General features: G+C 31.0%; 21 protein-coding genes. 6 read left to right on the top strand and 15 right to left on the bottom strand.

Annotated features, from left to right (window positions below; translation table 11 throughout):
• The first annotated feature begins 63 nt into the window (after positions 1-63).
• A complete protein-coding gene (locus Q0049_RS07480) occupies positions 64-1,437 on the top strand; it encodes a PQQ-dependent sugar dehydrogenase (RefSeq protein ID WP_298118191.1) in 1,374 nt (457 codons plus the stop codon).
• Between the two features lies 1 nt (position 1,438).
• Positions 1,439-1,822, top strand: coding sequence for a hypothetical protein (locus Q0049_RS07475; protein WP_298118188.1), 384 nt, complete (start codon positions 1,439-1,441; stop codon positions 1,820-1,822).
• A gap of 150 nt (positions 1,823-1,972) precedes the next feature.
• Here Q0049_RS07475 and Q0049_RS07470 read toward each other — a convergent pair whose 3' ends face one another.
• From Q0049_RS07470 to Q0049_RS07455, 4 genes are all read right to left on the bottom strand, one after another.
• The gene (locus Q0049_RS07470) at positions 1,973-3,013 is read right to left on the bottom strand and encodes an aldo/keto reductase (protein WP_298118186.1); all 1,041 of its coding nucleotides are present in this window, start codon (positions 3,011-3,013) and stop codon (positions 1,973-1,975) included.
• Positions 3,014-3,136: 123 nt separating this feature from the next.
• Entirely contained in the window at positions 3,137-4,102 is a 966-nt protein-coding gene (locus tag Q0049_RS07465) for an OmpA family protein (protein ID WP_298118184.1), read from the bottom strand.
• Positions 4,103-4,225: 123 nt separating this feature from the next.
• Positions 4,226-5,140: a hypothetical protein gene (locus Q0049_RS07460; protein ID WP_298118182.1), complete on the bottom strand. Its 915-nt coding sequence runs from the start codon at positions 5,138-5,140 to the stop codon at positions 4,226-4,228.
• 51 nt (positions 5,141-5,191) lie between these two features.
• Entirely contained in the window at positions 5,192-5,953 is a 762-nt protein-coding gene (locus tag Q0049_RS07455) for an exodeoxyribonuclease III (protein WP_298118180.1), read from the bottom strand.
• 166 nt (positions 5,954-6,119) lie between these two features.
• Here Q0049_RS07455 and Q0049_RS07450 point away from each other — a divergent pair, with 166 nt between their 5' ends.
• A complete protein-coding gene (locus Q0049_RS07450) occupies positions 6,120-7,922 on the top strand; it encodes a lysophospholipid acyltransferase family protein (RefSeq protein ID WP_298118179.1) in 1,803 nt (600 codons plus the stop codon).
• A 302-nt stretch (positions 7,923-8,224) separates the two neighbouring features.
• Entirely contained in the window at positions 8,225-8,539 is a 315-nt protein-coding gene (locus tag Q0049_RS07445) for a GIY-YIG nuclease family protein (RefSeq protein ID WP_298118177.1), read from the top strand.
• 130 nt (positions 8,540-8,669) lie between these two features.
• On the opposite strand, the gene Q0049_RS07440 is transcribed toward Q0049_RS07445, so the two are convergent.
• The 5 genes from Q0049_RS07440 to Q0049_RS07420 form a co-directional block, all read right to left on the bottom strand.
• Positions 8,670-9,470: a M48 family metallopeptidase gene (locus Q0049_RS07440; protein WP_298118175.1), complete on the bottom strand. Its 801-nt coding sequence runs from the start codon at positions 9,468-9,470 to the stop codon at positions 8,670-8,672.
• The gene (locus Q0049_RS07435; RefSeq protein WP_298118173.1) at positions 9,460-9,900 is read right to left on the bottom strand and encodes a hypothetical protein; all 441 of its coding nucleotides are present in this window, start codon (positions 9,898-9,900) and stop codon (positions 9,460-9,462) included. The genes Q0049_RS07440 and Q0049_RS07435 overlap by 11 nt, the downstream gene beginning before the upstream one ends.
• A complete protein-coding gene (locus Q0049_RS07430) occupies positions 9,897-10,301 on the bottom strand; it encodes a DUF2752 domain-containing protein (protein WP_298118171.1) in 405 nt (134 codons plus the stop codon). Before Q0049_RS07430 ends, Q0049_RS07435 begins: the two co-directional genes overlap by 4 nt.
• Positions 10,302-10,304: 3 nt before the next feature.
• Positions 10,305-10,643 carry a TM2 domain-containing protein gene (locus Q0049_RS07425; RefSeq protein WP_298118169.1) on the bottom strand — a complete coding sequence of 113 codons (339 nt, stop codon included), beginning with the start codon at positions 10,641-10,643 and terminating at the stop codon, positions 10,305-10,307.
• Between the two features lie 100 nt (positions 10,644-10,743).
• The gene (locus Q0049_RS07420) at positions 10,744-11,700 is read right to left on the bottom strand and encodes a 2-hydroxyacid dehydrogenase (RefSeq protein ID WP_298118789.1); all 957 of its coding nucleotides are present in this window, start codon (positions 11,698-11,700) and stop codon (positions 10,744-10,746) included.
• 56 nt (positions 11,701-11,756) lie between these two features.
• On the opposite strand from Q0049_RS07420, the gene Q0049_RS07415 reads away from it, so the two are divergent.
• Positions 11,757-12,488 (top strand): hypothetical protein, encoded by a 732-nt coding sequence (locus tag Q0049_RS07415; protein WP_298118167.1) that lies wholly within the window; start codon positions 11,757-11,759, stop codon positions 12,486-12,488.
• On the opposite strand, the gene mgtE is transcribed toward Q0049_RS07415, so the two are convergent.
• The 6 genes from mgtE to serS all read right to left on the bottom strand — a co-directional run bounded on the left by mgtE (position 12,477) and on the right by serS (position 18,924).
• On the bottom strand, positions 12,477-13,829 hold the full coding sequence (gene mgtE / locus Q0049_RS07410; RefSeq protein ID WP_298118165.1) for a magnesium transporter: 1,353 nt from the start codon (positions 13,827-13,829) through the stop codon (positions 12,477-12,479). The genes Q0049_RS07415 and mgtE overlap by 12 nt on opposite strands.
• Positions 13,819-14,598, bottom strand: a complete 780-nt coding sequence (gene rsmA / locus Q0049_RS07405; RefSeq protein WP_298118163.1) for a 16S rRNA (adenine(1518)-N(6)/adenine(1519)-N(6))-dimethyltransferase RsmA — start codon at positions 14,596-14,598, stop codon at positions 13,819-13,821. The genes mgtE and rsmA overlap by 11 nt, the downstream gene beginning before the upstream one ends.
• Before the next feature lie 78 nt (positions 14,599-14,676).
• On the bottom strand, positions 14,677-15,000 hold the full coding sequence (locus tag Q0049_RS07400) for a DUF4286 family protein (protein WP_298118161.1): 324 nt from the start codon (positions 14,998-15,000) through the stop codon (positions 14,677-14,679).
• Positions 15,001-15,095: 95 nt separating this feature from the next.
• A complete protein-coding gene (locus tag Q0049_RS07395; protein ID WP_298118159.1) occupies positions 15,096-16,868 on the bottom strand; it encodes a tetratricopeptide repeat protein in 1,773 nt (590 codons plus the stop codon).
• A gap of 1 nt (position 16,869) precedes the next feature.
• Complete coding sequence (locus tag Q0049_RS07390; RefSeq protein WP_298118157.1) at positions 16,870-17,574, bottom strand: hypothetical protein; 705 nt, start codon at positions 17,572-17,574, stop codon at positions 16,870-16,872.
• A 78-nt stretch (positions 17,575-17,652) separates the two neighbouring features.
• On the bottom strand, positions 17,653-18,924 hold the full coding sequence (serS, locus tag Q0049_RS07385) for a serine--tRNA ligase (protein WP_298118155.1): 1,272 nt from the start codon (positions 18,922-18,924) through the stop codon (positions 17,653-17,655).
• A gap of 179 nt (positions 18,925-19,103) precedes the next feature.
• On the opposite strand from serS, the gene Q0049_RS07380 reads away from it, so the two are divergent.
• The gene (locus Q0049_RS07380) at positions 19,104-21,023 is read left to right on the top strand and encodes a M1 family aminopeptidase (protein ID WP_298118153.1); all 1,920 of its coding nucleotides are present in this window, start codon (positions 19,104-19,106) and stop codon (positions 21,021-21,023) included.
• Positions 21,024-21,079 lie beyond the last annotated feature (56 nt).

The raw sequence follows: 21,079 nt of genomic DNA, 5'->3' as shown, positions 1-21,079 counted from the left end.
GCAAACACCAAACATTAATAAGGCGATACCATATGTTACCGCTAAAAAACAAAATTTAAACATATGAAAAAGATTTTACTTTTAAGTTTAACATTGTTGTCCTTTTTTGGACAAGCACAAACCATTGCTTTACAATCATTTGCAACAGGTTTTTCTGAACCTGTAGAAATTGCTAATGCAGGTGATTCTAGATTATTTGTAGTGCAAAAAACGGGATTAATTAGAGTATTAAATTCAAATGGTTCTATTAATGCTACACCATTCTTAAACTTATCTTCGATTATAACTACTGATAGTGAACGAGGATTACTCGGCTTGGCTTTTCATCCAAATTATGCTACAAATGGCTATTTCTTTGTAAATTATACTAATCTTTCTGGTAATACGGTAATTGCTAGATACAGCGTAAGTGCAAATCCAAACATCGCTAATACTACAGGAACCATTTTAATGACGATCACACAACCATTTTCAAACCATAATGGCGGAAGCATAAAATTTGGTAATGATGGTTATTTATATATCGGAATGGGTGACGGCGGAAGTGGCGGTGATCCTGGAAATAGAGCGCAAAACATCAATGAAAATTTAGGCAAAATGTTGCGTATTGATGTAAACTCAACCGTTGCTCCTTTTTACACAAGTCCTTCGACTAATCCTTTTGTTGGCGTAGCTGGAAATGACGAAATTTGGGCTAGAGGTTTAAGAAATCCATGGAAGTTTTCATTCAACAGATTAAATGGTGATTTATGGATTGCTGATGTTGGACAAAACGCTATTGAAGAAATTGACAAAGTAGCAAGTCCATTACCAAATACTGGAATTAATTTTGGATGGAGATGTTATGAAGGAAATTCAACTTACAACATAACAGGTTGCGCTGCGGCAAGCACAATGACTTTTCCTTTTGTTCAATATTCACGTTCTGGCGGCGCGTGTTCTGTAACTGGCGGATATGTTTATACTGGTTCAACTTATCCAAATTTTCAAAATAAATACTTTTTTACCGACTATTGCGATGACAAAATTAGAATGGTAAATAACGCTGGAGTAATTACGACAACAACTGCCTTTTCAGGAAATAACTTTGTTACTTTTGGTGAAGATTATCTTGGTGAACTTTACATCGCAGGAATTACATCTGGAACAGTTTATAGAATAATCGATACTTCGTTAAGCACTTCTGAATTTGATAAAATGGGGTTTTCTTTATTTCCAAATCCGGCAAAAGAATCATTTACTATTAAAAGTTCTGAAGATAATTTAGCTACAAAAATTGATTTATTTGACCTAACGGGAAAATTACTTTTGACAAAAAAATTAGAAAATAATCCAGAAAATACAATTGCTACAACTTCACTTTCTAAAGGAATGTATTTGGTTACTTTAGAAACTAAAAATGGAACAAGTTATAACACAAAATTGATTATTGAATAATATGCTCGAACCATTTATCGTAACAACAATTACAACAAACGAAAACGAAATTTCTGTTTTTTCTGAAACTGATTTTGAAGTACATCAACGTGGTGGTATGTTTCTAACCGAACAAATTGCATCTAAGAATTTCAGAATTCGGAAAAGTGATGTGGGTTATGAAACTGAATTTCATTTAAGTGGCGATCCAACTTTTATAATTATCTTAAAAGGAACTTTGAAAATTGAATTGCAAAATGGATATTTCAAAACCTTTTCTGCTGGAGATTCCTTCATTGCACAAGATAATTTACCAGAACATATGGTTTTCGACAACAAAATTCACGGACACAAAGCGAGTGTAATTGGTAATGAAACACTTGAAGCAATTCATATTAAGTTGTAATCATTTTTGATATTCCAGCGGAATGACAACTGAATAAACATTGTCACACTGACAACTGATTTATAATTGGCTTTCTTCAGAGAATTATACATTCCTTCTGAATAACAAACTTTATGTTTTCAAACTGATTACTGAACACTGATTACTTAATTAAGGTGCAGGATTAGGATGAATCTCTTGAATTCTATCAATTTCAGATAAAATTTCATTAGATAAAACTACTTCAAACGCATCAATGTTTTCCTTTAATTGTTCTAATGAGGTTGCGCCAATAATAGTTGACATTACTAAACGTTGTTGGTTTACAAAAGACAATGCCATTTGAGTTATTGTTAACCCATTTGCTTCGGCTAAATCTTTATATAATTTTGTGGCTTTGAAACAATTTTCATTGGTATATCTGACAAAATTTGGAAATAATTTCATTCGAGAATTTTCAGGATATCCGTTCAAATATTTGCCAGATAAAAATCCGAAAGCTAATGGAGAATATGCTAATAATCCAACATTTTCACGCATACAAATTTCAGAAAGTCCTACTTCAAATAGTCGATTTAATAAGGAATACGGATTTTGAATTGTAGCAATTCTAGGTAAATTGTGCTTTTCGCTTTCGTTTAAAAACTTCATTACACCATAAGGATTTTCATTAGAAACACCAATATGTTTTATCTTTCCTTCTTTAATCAATCCGTCATAAATCGATAAAACCTCAAAGAAATTATCTTGCCATTTCGTATCCAATTCGGTAACGCCACGTTTTCCAAACATATTCATTACACGTTCTGGCCAATGCATTTGATATAAATCAATGTAATCCGTTTGAAGGTTTTTCAAACTCAATTCTACGGCCTCGTGAATGCTTTTTTTAGAAAAATCTAGCGGTTGGCGAATGTATTCCATACCACGATTTGGTCCTGCAATTTTAGTAGCCACGACCAATTTCTCTCTTTCAGTAGCTCCAATTTTATGCAACCAACTTCCAATATGTCGTTCCGTACTTCCAAAGATTTCGGCATTACCGCCAATGGGATACATTTCAGCAGTATCAAGAAAATTTATTCCTCTTTCAACAGCATAATCCAATTGTGAATGAGCTTCGGCTTCAGAATTTTGATTGCCAAAAGTCATTGTGCCTAAACATATTTTACTAATTTTTATATCGGTATTTGGAAGTGTAGTATAGTTCATTTTATGAATTTGAAAGTGCAAAGATACAAAGGAAGGAAGTGTTTAAAAAAGAAAAAAGTTCAAAGAAAACTCTCTGAACTTTTACTTTTAAACTTTTAAACATTAATAAACTTTTAAACTATTTTAAAGTTCATTCAACATTTTAGAAATTTCATCTAATTTTGGAGTCAAAATAATTTCGATTCTTCTATTTTTTGCTTTACCTTCAGGCGTATCATTACTCATTAATGGAGCATATTCTCCTCTTCCAGCTGCCGTTAAATTATCTTTTTTAACACCTTTATTTTCTGATAAAATATTTACAATAGCAGTGGCTCTTTTTGTAGATAAATCCCAATTGTTTTCAATTCCGCCACCAATTGCTCCAAGAATTTTATCATTATCCGTATGACCTTCAATTAATACCGAAATTTCTGGATTATCAGCAAGTACTTTTCCAACAGCAACAACTGCGGTTTTTCCCTCTGCTCCAACAGCCCAACTTCCGGTTCCAAAAAGTAATTTATTTTCCATAGAAACATATACTTTCCCGTTGCGTTGTTCTACCGTTAATCCTTTTCCTTCGAATGCTTTTAACGATTTTGAAAGTGTTTCTTTCAGCTTATTCATACTCGCTTCTTTTGCTGCAATGTATGCTTCTAATTCGTTTAATCGTTTAGAACTTGCCTCTAAATCGGCTTTCAATTTGTTTAAACGTTCTTGCTCTGCAGCCAACGATTTTTCTTTGGCTTCTAACTTAGCAAGCAATTCTCTGTTTTTATCAATATTAGATGAAAGTGCGTCGTTACTGTCTTTTTCTAATGCTTTGTACGATGCTTGAAGCGTTTTTAGATTTTTATCAGCTGCAGTAAAATCGGCAAGAAGTTTATCACGTTCTGCCTTCAACTTATCATATTCCGATTGTAATTTAGATTGATCAGCTTCCAATTGATTTTTGGATTTTGTCAATTCTTCATTGCTATCCGCTAATGTTCTGTTCTCTTTTTTCAATTCGGCAAACTTATTTTCCAAATCATTGTATATCTTTTTAGATACACACGATGTTGAAAGTGCCACAATCAATAATCCTAAGGAAATTCTTTTAATCATTTTAAATTTATTTTTGAATCGAATCAAAATTAAAGTATCAAATTGGTTTTTAGTCTATAGCTTTTTTTTGTTATTGACATTGTTATTGACAATTTGTTGTAGGTTTTCGGTATATAAATAGTTCTATTTAAAATGTTTTATTATATAATCTTCAACCTTACTTTTTTTATAGAAATCTGAATTATTTTTTACATTTAATATATCATAAATGGCTTGTTGTTTATTGTTTGAATGATCATAATACGACTTACAAATCAAATATCCTGCCCAATACAAAGCATTTCGAGGTCTAAGTGGTTCATTTTCATCTCTCCAAGAAATAGATTTATCTTGATACATTTCTTTTTTAAAATCTTCCCAAATTGCAATTTCCCTATTTTGAAAAGCCTTATAATCGCCATCTGTTTTACCAGTAAAGATTTCCGTTAGAAATTCTGCACTTCCTTCTCGTAATGAATAACTCAATAAATTATCTTCTCTAACCATTCCGTTTTGGTTGAAATGAATCATTTCATGAAAAACCGTTATTGGTATATGATTAAAATCTAAAATATTATTTAACATACTTGAATTCCAATTTTTAGAATTGTTTTCCGTTTTGCTTAAATATTCTGTTCCAATAATCAATCCGTTTTTGGAAATCGTTCCATTTGAACTTAATCTTCCCACAACAAAATAAACGTCGCCAAATTCAGCTTTAGGATACACTTCTTTGAAACGATTATAGTTTTTAATTATGGAATCTTCAAATAGTCTTACGTTTTCTAAGTCATGTCTAATAGAAGCGTAAAATTCTTTTCCGTTAATGACTTTTTTAGAAAATTTTTCTTTGTCTTTTATTTTAAACTTATAAAAATCATCTAATCCTTTAGTTCCTTTTTTGAAATAATATTTATCAAAAAGCTTTTCTGCATTTATAGTGTCGGCACATGCTATATCAAATGCTTGATAGAAATTAGCAATGTCGGTTGTATAAATTTTTTGACCATACACAATGCTCGAAAAAAGAAGAAATAAAGTAATGAATTTTAATTTCATAAGTCGTAAATATTGAAATTGAAATTGAATTTTGAGATTAATATTGAAACCTTAATCAATTTCCACCACAATAGGACAATGGTCAGAATGTTTGGCTTCGGGTAAAATTACTGCTCTTGTCATTCTGTTCTTTAAAGTTTCGGAAACTAAATTATAATCAATTCTCCAACCTTTATTATTTCCTCTTGCTCCAGCGCGATAACTCCACCACGAATAATTGTGTGGTTCTTTGTTGAAATGACGAAAACTATCCACAAATCCTGATTTCATAAAACCATCCAACCATTTTCTTTCTGATGGTAAAAATCCGGAAACTGTAGCATTTCTTATTGGATCATGAATGTCAATAGCTTCGTGACAAATGTTATAATCGCCACAAATAATCAAATTTGGAACTTCTTTTTTCAAGTGATTAATGTAGTTTTGAAACTCATCCATATATTGAAACTTGAAATCCAATCTATCAATATTAGTTCCTGAAGGCAAGTATAAACTCATGATGGAAACATCGTCAAAATCTACTCTTAAATTTCTTCCTTCAAAATCCATATGCTGAATTCCAGTTCCATATACTATATTTTTAGGTTCTGTTTTACACAAAACAGCAACTCCTGAATACCCTTTTTTCTCAGCAGAAAAATAATATTGAAAGGGATAACCTGCTTTGGTAATTTCTTCTGTTGGAATTTGATCTTCCTGTGCTTTAATTTCTTGCAAACAAATTACATCAGGATTGGCTTGCTGTAACCAATCTAAAAAACCTTTAGTAATCGCTGCTCTGATGCCGTTTACATTGTAGGATATGATTCTCATAATTGAATTTTATAGTTTTTCAAAAATAACTAAAAACCTGAAATCATTATGTTTTAAATAAAAATTATAAGTTTTGTTTAACCTTTTTTGGATTTCTGTATTTTTTCAAAAATCCATTCAATTAGAATTACTATCTTTGTTTCTTGCTCAATAAACAATCTAATCAATGGGTTTAGTCACTGCTAAAGAAGTTGCAAAAGCAATAAACGCTGATAAATATGGAGTTTTTGGTACTTTCGCTGGTTGGATGCTAATGAAAGTTCTTAAAATTTCTACTCTTAATAAGATCTACGATAGAAACAAACACTTAAGTGATTTGGAGTTTTTAAATGCCATATTGGACGAGTTTCAAATAAAGTTTGAAATTCCCGAAGAGGATTTTAAACGCTTACCTAAAGATGGTGCTTACATCACAATTTCCAATCATCCGCTTGGTGGAATTGATGGAATTTTGTTATTAAAATTGATGTTAGAAAAAGAACCAAATTTCAAAATCATTGCTAATTTCTTATTGCACAGAATTGAGCCAATGAAGAAATACATCATGCCTGTAAATCCGTTTGAAAATCACAAAGATGCCAAATCAAGTGTTATCGGAATTAAAGAAACGTTGCGTCATTTAAGTGATGGAAAACCTTTAGGAATGTTTCCTGCTGGAGAAGTTTCTACTTACAAAGACGGAAAATTAGTAGTTGATAAAGCTTGGGAAGAAGGTGCCATTAAAGTAATTAGAAAAGCACAAGTTCCAGTTGTTCCTATTTATTTTCATGCAAAAAACAGTCGCTTGTTTTATTTGCTTTCAAAAATTGGTGATACGTTGCGAACAGCTAAATTACCATCGGAATTATTAACTCAAAAAGACCGTGTGATTAAAGTTCGTGTAGGAAAACCAATTTCTGTTGCTGAACAAAATGAGCATAAAACTATCGAAGAATATTCAGAATTCTTAAGAAAGAAAACCTACATGTTAGCCAATTCTTTCAATGAAGAAAATAAATTATTGAATGTTCCAAACTTAAAAAGTCCGAAAAGTCCAAAAAAAATAGTTACACCAGCTAGTCAAGAAAAAATGATTGCTGAAGTGGAAGAATTGCGTAAAACCGATTCAAGATTTTTCCAAAGTAAGAACTACGAAGTGTTTTTTACTGAAGCAAATAAAATTCCAAACATTCTTCATGAAATTGGTCGTTTAAGAGAAATTACCTTTCGTGAAGTTGGTGAAGGAACAAACGAATCTATTGATTTAGATAAATATGACAAATACTATCATCACATGTTTTTGTGGGATGAAGAGACCAAGCAAGTTGCCGGCGCTTACAGAATGGGTTTAGGTTCGGAGATTTTTCCAAAATACGGAATGGAAGGATTTTATTTGAACGATTTATTCCGATTTGAAAGTGAATTACACGATATGATGAAAAGTTCTATCGAAATGGGACGAGCTTTTATCGTAAAAGAATACCAACAAAAACCGATGCCTTTGTTCTTACTTTGGCGCGGAATTATTCATACCACTTTACGTTATCCTGAACATAAATTTTTACTTGGTGGCGTAAGCATCAGTAATCAATTTACCGATTTCTCGAAGTCGTTAATGATTGAATTTATGAAATCCAATTATTATGATCCTTACATTGCACAATATGTTCATCCTAAAAAGGAATTTAAAGTGAAGTTGAAAGATGCTGATAAGGATTTTATCTTCGATGAAGCAGAAGCCGATTTGAATAAATTTGATAAAATCATTGACGAATTAGAACCAGGAAATTTAAGATTGCCGGTTTTAATTAAAAAATACATCAAGCAAAATGCACGTTTGGTAGCCTTTAATGTTGATCCTTTATTCAACAACGCCATCGACGGATTAATGTATATTCGAATTGCTGATATTCCAGAAAGCACCATGAAACCAGTAATGGAAGAATTTCAAGCAGAATTGGAGAGAAAGTTGAGCGAGAAACAGGAGTAGTTTTTAGTTTTTTTGAATGAAAAATGTCTTCGACATGCTCAGACTGACATTGCATATTGTTATTAGCTCTTTTGCAAAATAGAACTTTATCATTTCAACAAAAATCAATTGATTGCGCTATGTCACACTGAGCTTGTCGAAGTGTTTTGAGTTAAAAAAAATCGTACTCCTGAAGTTTCTTGACAGACTGATATTGCATATTTTAATTGGCTTTTTGCAAAATAGAACTTTATCATTTCAACAAAAATCAATTGATTACGCTATGTCACACTGAGCCTGTCGAAGTGTATAAAATAAAACAAATGAAAACATATTTTGTTTATATCCTTAAATGTAGCGATAACTCATATTATACTGGTTTCACAAATGATTTAGAAAGAAGATTTGGAGAACACCAATTTGGCAAAAACAAAGATTGTTATACGTATAATAAAAGACCATTAGAATTAATGTGGTTTGAAACTTTTAATGATGTTTTAAATGCTATTGCAATTGAAAAACAAATAAAAGGCTGGAGTAGAATAAAAAAAGAAGCTCTAATAATTCAAGACTGGGATAGATTGGTCTTATTTTCTAAAAATTATACACAATTTTGCAATCCTAACGATTTAGAATGATTAAAAAAAATGTCTTCGACAAGCTCAGACTGACATTGTATATTGTAATTGGCTCTTTTGCTAAATAGAAATTTGTCTTTTAAACAAAAATCAAATGACCATGTATTGTCACACTGAGCCTGTCGAAGTGCTAATTATTCCTAATCAAAACCTTGTAATCTTCCCATTCTTTTTGGGTTAGGGTTTGTATTTTTTTGTATTTCTTACCTTTAAGATAATCTAAAATATATTTTGCTCTTGCCTCAGAATCAGGATGTGTTGAAATCCATTCTAGTGCATTTGGCATGTCGTGATCTTGTGCTAATTCATACATAAAATCGGCCATTGGCTCTGGATTGATATCAGCTTCTAAAAGATATTTTACACTTTCCATATCGGCTTCTTTTTCTAACGTTCTGTCGTAGGCAGTTGATGATAATGTATTCAAAATTTCTTTTAGAATTTCACCTCCTTTTCCACCTGTTGCAGCAGAAAGAATCACTGATAATCCTATTTCTTTAGAAAGTTTTTTCATCACGTGATTGTTTTGAATATGAGCAATTTCGTGACCTAAAACACCTTGCAGTGCTTCTTGCTTTTTGCAATCTTCAATCAATCCTGTGTAAACTACTAAGTGATTATTAGGTAAAGCAAAAGCATTTACTTCGTCCTTATCAATAATATGAACTTTCAAAGAATCACGTTTAATATTATTAGCTTCACAAATTGGCAAAATCAATTTATCTAATGTTTTTACAATAGAATCATTTAGAATTACATCTTCAGTTTCTTGAATTTGATCCCAAATTAAATCACCAATATTACTTTCAGCTGAAGTTGTTCTTCTCTCAATTTCGAATAAAGATACAAAGTCAATTCTTGATAATCCGAAGAACATTCCGAAGAATAAAACAATAATAACTAATCCTTGAACTAACGTTTTATTTATCATTTGGCTTACAAATTAAATTAGTTAAACTTCCAAAAAACCATTGTTGTACATGAATTCCTTTTCGTGTTTGAACAGCACTATAAATAGTAGAAATAAACTCTAATAAATTAAAAAAGATTATTGTAAACAAATACGCAAAATAATAATTGGTAGGTTTTTCACCTCTAAAAATTATGGAAATTGTCCACCAAAATCCAAAACTGTTCATACAAAGTAAAGCCATTTGTGAAAACAAGGCTTGAAGACAATGCCAACGTACAAAGTAAGTTCCTTTTCTATTGGCTAAATAGAAGAAAAAAGTGGCAAACAAATTAATTATTGGCAACGGCAAACCAGCAACTAAAGCAACTAAAGACATCAAATAACTATTGGATGCTTTTTCAGATTCGTGTTCTGACGGTTTGTAGGGAAAAGTAGTATTTTGTATCATAATCCTTTATATATATTCCAAATCCAATTGAGTAGTACTAAAACAATTAAAGTAATTGCTATCCATTTTGTTCGGATGATTTCTTCAGTTTTTTTATACCAAAAGTAAAAAGTTTCTTTTTTGGTAACTAAATCATATAAAATCCAAATTGGTGCAATCACCATAAGCATAGCAACAATTATTCCGAAAGGATTCATTTGAAGTGATGCAACTAAATTTCCTTGAAGAAAAAGTTGAACCGCACGAGTTGTACCACAAGAAGGACAAGCATAACCTGTCACATTTTTGATAATACAAACTGTTAAATGAGAACTTTCGGAATAATTTATTTTATAAAAAAGATAGGCTAAGCCAAAAAAACAAGCTATAAAAACAATAGCATATAACTTGTTTTTGGTCATAGTCTAGTATAACGAGTTTTGGAATATTTCCATATTTTTCTCACGAGTTGCTCCCATGATTAAAAACCAATCGATAATTGCCCAAATTCCTAATCCACCACATGTTAATAATTTTCCAATACCCATTCCTGTATCACCAATCATGAATCTGTCAATTCCTAATTGACCTCCAAGTAATGATACAATGATACTTGTTGTTGGATCTTTGAATTGTAGGGTTTGAACCATTCCCCATTTTGAATCATCAAGAGTTAATAATTTTTCTCTTACTGCCATTAAATGATGTGCTTCAAAAAATTTTGAATTACTCATCATAAACATATCTACTTTACTTGATTCCATAATTTTTGTTTTGTTGGTTATTGTTATTGATTTTTAATTTTACTAAAATATAAAATTTTAATAATAAGACGAACTATTATCACAAAAGTTACTAAAAAAGTTATCCTTTATAATAATTGATGATTTTATCAACGATAGTTTGGGCCAATTTTTCGTGACTCTCAAAAGTCCAACCTGCTATGTGTGGCGTAAGAAGTACTTTTTCTGAATCTAATAAATATTGGAATGCAGCAGGTTTTTCAGAATCGATAAATAAGTTTTCAAACGATAGTTTTTCATACTCTAAAACATCTAAACCTGCACCGAGAATTTTTTCAGACTCCAAAGCTGCTACTAAATCGGCAGTAACAACATTTTTACCTCTTGATGTATTGATGAACCAAAATGGTTTTGCAAAAGAATTTATAAATTCAGTGTTTACCATTTTATCAGTTTGTGGTGTCCACGGAAGGTGTAAACTCAAAACATCGGCTTGTTTTTGAAGTTCTTGCAATGAAACTTGTGTAGCATTTTCATCGGAAACATTTTCTAAAATATCGTGACAAATGACTTTTACATCAAATCCACGCAGTTTCTTAGCAAAAGATTTTCCCATATTTCCGTAACCAATTATTCCGATGATTTTGCCTTCTAGTTCATAGCCACGATTGCCTTCACGAATCCATTTTCCTTCGCGAACTAACTTGTCTGCACGATTTAATTTATTCATCAACGACAATAACATTCCAAGTGCGTGTTCACCAACGGCATTGCTATTACCTTCTGGAGCGGCAATTAATTGAATGCCTTTTTCGATAGCATAATCACAATCGATACTCTCTAATCCTGCGCCAACTCGTGCAATAAATTGTAAATTAGTTGCTTTGTCGAGAAAGGTTTTATCGATTTTGAAACGAGAACGAATTACAATTCCGTTATAGTTTTTGATTTTCGATTCGACTTCTTCTTTGGTGGAAGTGAAATCTTCTTCATTAGTGAAACCTGCTTGTTCCAGTTGATTCCATAATAATGGATGATTGCTGTCGATATGGAGGATTTTTATGTTTTTTTTATTCATCATAATTTTAAAGCATAAAAATACTTATTTTTGGAATACAACATTATTTATTCGTTATGAAAAAAGCTTTCTTGATTATTGGCCTTATAGTATTTTGTCAAATGTTTGCTCAGAAAAAATATCACTTTGATTATGCTTTATTCATTAAACCAACTAGCACAACTAATAAAAACCCAAAAGAATTTATATATTTATTAAATTCAAAATTAAATAATTACAATTTATTTGTTGAAGATAAAGATTCAATAACTAAAAGTTTGCGTTTGATTGATCAAAATGGAGTTTATGTGTCTTCAATTGTTTCAAGTAATGAATTTTTTAAAGCTGAAACTTTTGTAAATAGCTGTAATGAAACATCTAGGTATGGAAATACGTACAAGCATAAAGCCAAAAATTATAATTTTATTAATTTCAATGACACTATCATAAATGATACGAGTTATTATCATTATGCTGTTAAGTGTAATAAAAAATTAAAATATCAAAAGAAAAAGAAAATTGTAACCATTCACTATATTGTTGAAAAATCAAGTCATACATACTCTCCATTTTTGCTACATACAACTGTATATGAAATGTGGAAAATTTCTAAAAATATCCCAAATGGGATATTGAAATTAATTTATTACATTGATACTAATGGAAAGACTACAGGTAAATTAGAAGTTAAAAATGCGATTAAAATTGATAAATATTTAACAATTCCTGAAGAATGTGACTTTACTAATGATACCATTAGAAATAAAAGACCATTGATAAATTTTGGACAATTACTTCTAAAATCCTAAAATTAATTTAGCGATTGAAAAGTAAATTAGAATTCCGCAAATATCATTACTTGTAGTGATAAATGGTCCAGTAGCAAGTGCTGGATCGATGCCAAATTTATCTAAGATAAGTGGAATGGAAGTTCCTATTAAGGAGGCAATGATGATTACAGAAACTAAAGCTATGGTTACAATTACTCCTATTTTAGTTTCTACACCTAATAAAAAATGACTTCCAATAAATAATAATGTTGCAAGAATTAACCCGTTGAATAAACTCAAGGAGATTTCTTTTAGCAATCGATTAAATATGGTTCCGCTAATGGTATGATTCGCCAAACCTTGTACAATAATAGCTGACGATTGCACACCTACATTTCCTGCCATTGCGGCAATAAGTGGTGTGAAAAAGAATAATTCTTTATGAAATTGCATTGCTCCTTGAAAACTTTCGAGTAATGTTACACTTATAAATCCGCCAAAAAGTGCTAAAACTAACCAAGGCAAACGTGCTTTGGTTAATTCAATAATGCTATCGTCAGCTTCAACGTCTTGTGAGATACCTGCTGCTAATTGGTAATCTTTGTCGGCTTCTTCCTTGATTACGTCAACGATGTCATCAATAGTAATTCGACCAACTAATCGTCCCATTTCATCAACCACTGGAATGGCTTCTAAATCGTATTTTTGCATGATTCGTGCTACCTCAACATTAGAAGCATTGACACGAACAGAATCTACTTTTTTGATGTAAACATCGCTAATCATGGTTTTAGTAGAAGTGGTCAATAAATCTTTTAAAGACAATCTTCCTTTTAAACGATTTTCATCATCAACTACATAAATAGAATGCACACGAGTTACATTTTCGGCTTGAATTCGCATTTCTTTTACGCAAGTTAGTACGTTCCAATTTTCATTGACTTTTACCAACTCTTTCCCCATTAAACCTCCAGCTGTATCTTCATCGTAGCGCAATAAGTCGACAATATCTTTAGCATGTTCGACGTCTTCAAGCTCAGAAATTACTTCTTCTTTTTTACTTTCAGAAAGTTCGGCAATAATATCAGCTGCGTCATCAGTATCAAGTTCATCAAGTTCTTCGGCAATTTCTTTAGCTGAAAGTCCTCGAAGGATTTTTTCACGAACATCATCTTCTAATTCGGTAAGAATTTCGGCAGTAATTTCACTATCTAAAATTTTGAAAATATAGATGGCTTCGTTGGTTTCTAACTCATCAAAAATTTCGGCAATATCAGCATGGTGCAAGTCGTTCAACAAAATTTCCAACTCTTGGTCGTTCTTTTGATGAATTAATTGCTCAATTTGAACTAAAAGTTCTTTACTGATTTTAAATTGCATTGGCTTCTATTTTTTGTGTAAGTTCAATAAACTGTTCTACCGATAATTGCTCTGGTCTGAGGTCAAAGATAGTATCTTCTCTTAAATTATCGGACAAATTTAATGATTTTAAACTATTGCGCATGGTTTTTCTACGTTGTTGAAATGCCGTTTTTACTACGGTAAACAACAATTTTTCGCTACAAGGCAAGGAAAAATTTTCTTTTCTACGCATGCGCATCACACCCGATTTTACTTTTGGTGGCGGATCGAAAACGGTTTCATCAACGGTAAAAAGATATTCTACATCATAAAATGCTTGGGCTAAAACCGATAGAATTCCGTAAACCTTACTTCCTTTTTTAGAGCAAATTCTTTCGGCAACTTCTTTTTGAAACATACCCGAGAACTCTGGAATTTGATTTCGATATTCTAAAGTTCTGAAAACTATTTGAGTTGAAATATTGTATGGAAAGTTACCAATGATTGCGAATTGTTTTCCTTCAAAAACTTCGTTGATATTGTATTTTAAAAAATCTTTAGAAATGATTTTATCTTTCAGTTTTGGATAATTAGCATCAAGATACGCTACTGATTCGGTGTCGATTTCAATAACATAGGTCGTAATAGGTTTTTCCAATAAATATTTAGTCAAAACACCCATTCCTGGACCAATTTCTAATACGTCGTCATAACCTTCAAGATGTAAAGTATCGGCAATGGCTTTAGCGATAGATTCGTCCTTTAAGAAATGTTGTCCGAGGTGTTTTTTTGCTTTTACTTTTTCCATGTTGTTTGCCACGAAGGCTTTATTTTGCTAAGGTTTTTTTCTCGCAAAGGCACAAAGGCACAAAGCAAATTATTTGTTTTAATTCGTCTGAAAAAATTCCGAAATCATTTCTAATTCGGTTCTAAAAGCTAACATCTTATCTCCAAAAAGTCGTGCTCCTTCTTCTCTTAATCTTGGCGCGTCTTCATCGTAGTAACGTTGTAAAGTTTCCATACTATCGGTTGTGTATTGAATGGCATAGGTTGTTCCGCCCATTTCTTCTTCAACTAAAACTTTTACTAATCTTGCTGACGAAAATTTTCCTGTGGCTAAAACGTCGTTAATATGTTTTGTTTGCATCCAATTCATCCACTGATTGTGGACGCTTTCATGAATGTTTACGGTTACATTGTATAATATCATTTGATAATTGATTGCTATTAATTTAATAATCTTTTAAAAGCACTTCGTCCTTCGATTGTGCTCAGTGTGACAATGATTTTTGAAATTGAAAGTAATTAAATAGAATCACCTCGAAGTTTCCTATATTTCTTTTGAGCTTCAACAAAATAAATACTATCGACTTTATTCATAATTATATATTCGTAAAGTGGTTTTGCTGCTTCAATATTTCCTGTTTGAGCATAAATTTCTGCAGCAAAAAAGTAGGCTTCATCTACATAAATCGATTCTTTGTGATTGTCAATTATGGCTTGATAATTACTTAAAGCTTGCGTAAAATCGTTTAGTTTTTCATGAATTTTCCCAATTCTTAATAGCGTTACTGGTTCAATTGCATCGCCTTTATTTTCTTTTAAAATAGCTTGAAATGCTTCTAAAGCATCTTGCTTTTTATCTTGAAATAGTAAAAAATCAGCTCGAGCAAATTTCTTCAATGCTACTTGTGTAGAATCTTCAACGGTATTGTCGGAAATTAAAAGATATAAATCTAATGCATCATTAGCAATCAATTGTGTTGACGCAGATTTTAAAACTTTGAGTTGATGTTCTGCCCATTTAAAATCGGATTTGTAATAACTTGTTTTAGCAATTTTCAAACTTGCTTCTTGACCAATAGGATTATTATTAGATTCTGATTCGATTTGTGAATAATATAACAATGCTTGATTGAATTTTTCCTCAAACAACAAAATATCTGCCAATTCCATTTTGGTTTCTGCCACTTGCTGTTTATTTAACGGCATTTCAAGAACATTTTTTAATATGACTTTTCCTGTTTCAGCATCTTTCAAATTGAAGGCAGAAAAATGTGCTTTCAATTTTAATAATGATAATGTAAACGGACTGACACCAAATTCTTTAATTAAATTATCTAATTCTTGATTAATTAACGGATAGTCTTTTGATTGTGATTTATCAATTTTCATTTCCATTAAATAGGAATGCGATTGAATTTGTAAATCCAAATCTTTTGTGTTTTCAAGAACAAATCCCAAAATATCTTTGGCTGCAGTTTCATCATTTTCCTCAATTGCTAGTTGACCAAGATTTACAATATTTCCAAAAGATTCTGGATTTCTTTTGTAAATTGCTTTTTCTTGAATAAATGCTTTCCCGTATTCTTTTTGTTGCACATAAAACCAACTCAAGTATTCGTTCCAAAAAATATCTTGATTCTTTTGAACACGGAATAAAAGTGCTTTTTTCAGAACATCATTAAATGTTGAAGTGGTATCTTCTGACATAAATCGAGACAGTTGATTTTGAATCATTATCAAATTTTGAGGATTGTTAATGGATTCGGTCAAAAACTTCTCAATCATTGTATCAAAATCGCCTTTTTGCCCATAAAGCAAAGCCAATTGATAATTAAAATTGTTTTTTGGTTCTAAATCCATTGCTGTTTGATACGCCAAAATCGCATAATCTATTAATCCTTTTTTATCAAATAAAAAACCTATACCATATACTTCAGAAGGATTTTTTTTAATTTTATCAATCGCTTGATCAAAATAATTATTGGCTTTATTCGTGTTTTTTTGCAATTGATAATTAAAGCCAATATCGACTAAAAGTGCACCTTGTTTGTATTTTGTATAGCGTTCTTGAAGTGCTTTATCGGCCTTTTCAAATTGTTGTAATTGCTGATAGCATTCGACTGTTTTTTGAAAAAAGTTTGCATTATTAGGTTGAGTCTTTAATAATTCCTCATAACTGATTAACGCTTTTTCAAATTCACCTCTGTCAAAATAATTCATTGCCAATTGTTCATTTTGAGCATGAACAAACAGCGAGAATGATAGAAAAAATATAGCAATGATTTTTTTCATTTTAATAATCAATTTCAGAATCGGTGGTTAAATCCTCTAATTTTATTAGTTTTTCAATTTTTATATTTTTCCAAGTTGTTTTTGGATTAGTTTCTTTAAATTCATTAGTTCCTGTAATTAGTTCTTTCTTTTTTGATAAAAAATTAATAATTAATGAATTACCTTCACCTGTTGACCTATGAAAACTAGAAGAATCATAACCTATTAAAACAAAACTTTCGCCTTGAAATCTAAATTTATAATTCCTATCTGTTACAAACCAACTACCACAACTTAACCAATAATGAAAATCTATATTGAGAACTCCATTTTTAATTTCAATTCCGCCATTTTCCATAAATGGATCGTCTAAACAAGGACTTACGGAATTATCTTGCGAAGGAATGAATTTTTTATTGATGCTTTTCAAAACATATTTAGAATCTGTTTTAAATAAAACCAACAAAAACCTTGGATTAAGATTCAATGTGTCTTTTCCAAAACCTCCGTTTAAAACAATGTTTTCTGTTGCAGTGTTTTCAATTACAAAGGCAACATCATTAATTTTATCTTTATTCAAATCGCCTTCCGACTTTGCAATTACTTTCCATTTATTAGGAACAAAATCAGCAACTAACTTTCCTTCCTTAGGAATAAATGGATTGTTATTTTGCGAATTCACAATTGTAACAAAAGTCAGAAAGAATAAATATAATACTTGTTTCATCTAATACCTTTAAAAAACAATGTACTAAAGTAACACATTTTGTGCCAATTTAGTACATTATTTATATAAGATTAACTTTTAGTTGATAATGTCAAAACCTGTGTATTTACGCAATACTTCAGGAACAACAATTCCTTCAGGTGTTTGATAATTTTCTAAAATTCCAGCTAAAACTCTTGGTAACGCTAACGAACTTCCGTTTAACGTATGTGCCAATTGGTTTTTTCCGTCTTTATCTTTAAATCTTAATTTCAAACGATTCGCTTGAAAAGTTTCAAAGTTAGAAACTGATGAAATTTCCAACCATCTATCTTGAGCTGTTGAAAACACTTCGAAATCATAAGTTAAAGCAGATGCAAAACTCATATCACCACCACAAAGACGTAAAATTCTGTAAGGCAATTTCAGTTCACGCATAATATCTTTCACATGTTCTACCATTTCATCTAATGCCTCATAAGATTTTTCAGGATGTTCCACACGTACTATTTCTACTTTATCAAATTGATGCAAACGATTCAATCCACGAACGTGTGCGCCATACGAACCTGCTTCTCTTCGGAAACATGGTGTATAACCTGTACATTTTACTGGTAACTCATTTTCAGATAAAATTACATCTCTAAAAATATTTGTTACTGGAACTTCTGCTGTTGGAATTAAATACAAATCATCTGTAGCATCGTGATACATTTGACCATCTTTATCTGGCAATTGTCCTGTTCCATAAGCAGATGCTTCGTTTACTAAATGAGGTACTTGATATTCAAGATAACCTGCATCTGTATTTTTATCTAAAAAATAAGTAATTAAAGCACGTTGTAATTTTGCACCTTTTCCTTTATAAACAGGAAATCCTGCGCCAGTAATTTTATTTCCTAATTCAAAATCGATGATATCATATTTTTTTACCAATTCCCAATGTGGTAAAGCTCCTTCATGTAATTTTGGAACTTCGCCTTCTTCAAAAACATTGATGTTTTCTTCGGGAGTTTTTCCTTCTGGAACAATTTCAGCAGGAAGATTTGGCAATAAATAAAGTTTCTGTGTAATTTCGTTAGCAAAAGCATCTACTTTTTCTGATAATTCTTTTCCAAGCTCTCTCAGTTGAACTGTTTTTTGCTTTAAAATTTCAGCTTTCGATTTTTCACCATTCTTCATCATTTCGCCAATATCTTTCGATAGTTTATTTGATTCTGCAAGAGTGCTTTCATATTCTGATTGAGTACTTCTTCTCAAATCATCAGTTTGAACAATTTCTTCCACAATGGCTTTAGCATCCATGTGTTTTTTTGCTAAAGCTTTTACAACTTTCTCTTGGTTTTCTCTAATAAATGCTATCTGTAACATGACTTAAATTTTATAAGGTTGCAAATTTAAGGAATTGATTTCTAATAACAGAATAAACTAAAAAGTTATTACTTATTTATAAAACATTCATTAATAATAAGTTAAAAATAATTTTTAAGAAATGTTTGAAACAAGAAATTCCAAATATTTACTATATTCGCAAAAAATTATCATTTGCTATGAAAAAAACCTACTTAATACTATTCTTTTTTTCACTTTCACTATCGTTTGCACAAATAACTGAAAGCGAGCTCAAAGAAATTGTAAATGCCGAAATGAAATCGGCTTCAAGTATGATGTCTGTTGAAGTAAACTCAAACACATTAAACTACGACGTAACCTATCATCAATTAGAATTTACCGTAAATCCCGCTGATTATTTCATATCTGGTAAAGTAACGACAACTTTTACCGCTTTAGCGAATATGAATTCAATAACATTTGATATGGCTAATGAGTTAACAGTAACATCAGCAAAGAAAAATGGTGTTACTATGACATTTTCTGAAAGTGGAAACAATGAATTAGTGATTAATTTCCCTAGTGTTGTTGCCGCAGGAACCACAGCAAGTGTTGAAATTATTTATTCAGGTGCTCCGCCAGTTTCAGGATTTAGTGCATTTGCTGCAGAAACTCACGCCGGAACTCCTGTTCTTTGGACACTATCTGAACCATTTGGAGCAAGAGATTGGTGGCCTTGTAAACAAGATTTAAATGACAAAATAAATTCTATTGATGTTTATGTTACTGCTCCATCACAATATACTGTTGCATCAAATGGACTAGAAGTTGGTCAGACTATAAATGGAACAAACAAGACAACTCATTTTCATCACAATTATCCAATTCCTGCTTATTTAATTGCAATTGCAGTTACAAATTATACGGTAATAAATCAAACCGCCGGAACAGCTCCAAATACATTTCCAATTGTAAATTATATTTATCCTGAAAATAATACAACTACTGTTCAAAATCAATTGTTACAGACACCTTTGATTATGAACTTGTTTGAAACATTATTTGAACCATATCCTTTTAAAAATGAAAAATATGGTCATGCTCAGTTTGGTTGGGGTGGAGGAATGGAACACACAACAGTTTCTTTTATGAACAACTTTAGTAGAAGTTTAATTGCTCATGAATTAGCTCATCAATGGTTTGGTGATAAAGTTACTTGTGGAACTTGGAAAGATATTTGGTTAAATGAAGGTTTTGCAACATATTTAGCTTCAATGGTAATAGAAAATTTTGATGGAAATACAGCTTTCATTACAGATAAAACAAACATGATAAACAATATTACATCACAAGTTGGTGGAGCGGTTTATCTGACAGATTCTGAAGCAACAAATGTTAACAGAATTTTTAGTTCTAGACTTTCATACAATAAAGGAGCAATGGTTTTAAATATGCTTCGATTTAAAATGGGAGATACAATGTTTTTTCAAGCTTTAAAAAACTATTTAGCCGATTCAAATTTAGCCTATAAATATGCTGTAACCTCTGATTTAAAGTCACATCTAGAAGCCGTTTATGGAAGTAGTTTAACAGAATTCTTTAACGATTGGGTATACAATCAAGGATATCCAACATATACTATTACTGCTCAAAATTGGGGTTCAGGTCAATCAAAAATTACTATCAATCAAACACAATCTCATTCAAGTGTTTCATTTTTTGAAATGCCAGTTCCAATTAGACTTTTAGGAGCAGGAGGTTTAACTTTTGACACTGTATTAGAAAATACTGCTAATGGACAAGAATTTATAATTTCGGTGCCTTTCGTTGTAACTGGAGTTCAATTTGATATTGAAAAAGAATTAATTTCTAAAAACAATGTTGCAACTTTAGCTAACGGTAATTTTGAATTAGAAAATGCAATTGCTTTATATCCTAATCCTGTTTCAAATGAGATTCATGTGCAATTACCTTCAAATGTCATATTAAACAAAATAACTTTTTACAATAGTCTCGGTCAAAAAGTTTTAGAAAATAACAGTACTAATTTTTCTGTGACCTCTTTATCCTCTGGTGTCCACTTTGTTTCTGTAGAAACATCTGAAGGAACTTTTCATAAAAAAATTATAAAAAATTAGACATAAACAACATTATTAGTAAAAAGTAAGGTGAAAACCTTACTTTTGCTTTTTAA

Source organism: Flavobacterium sp., assembly GCF_027484205.1.
Lineage (GTDB): Bacteria > Bacteroidota > Bacteroidia > Flavobacteriales > Flavobacteriaceae > Flavobacterium.
The sequence above is the reverse complement of the archived record's forward strand: the minus strand, read 5'-3'. Positions and strand labels throughout refer to the sequence as shown.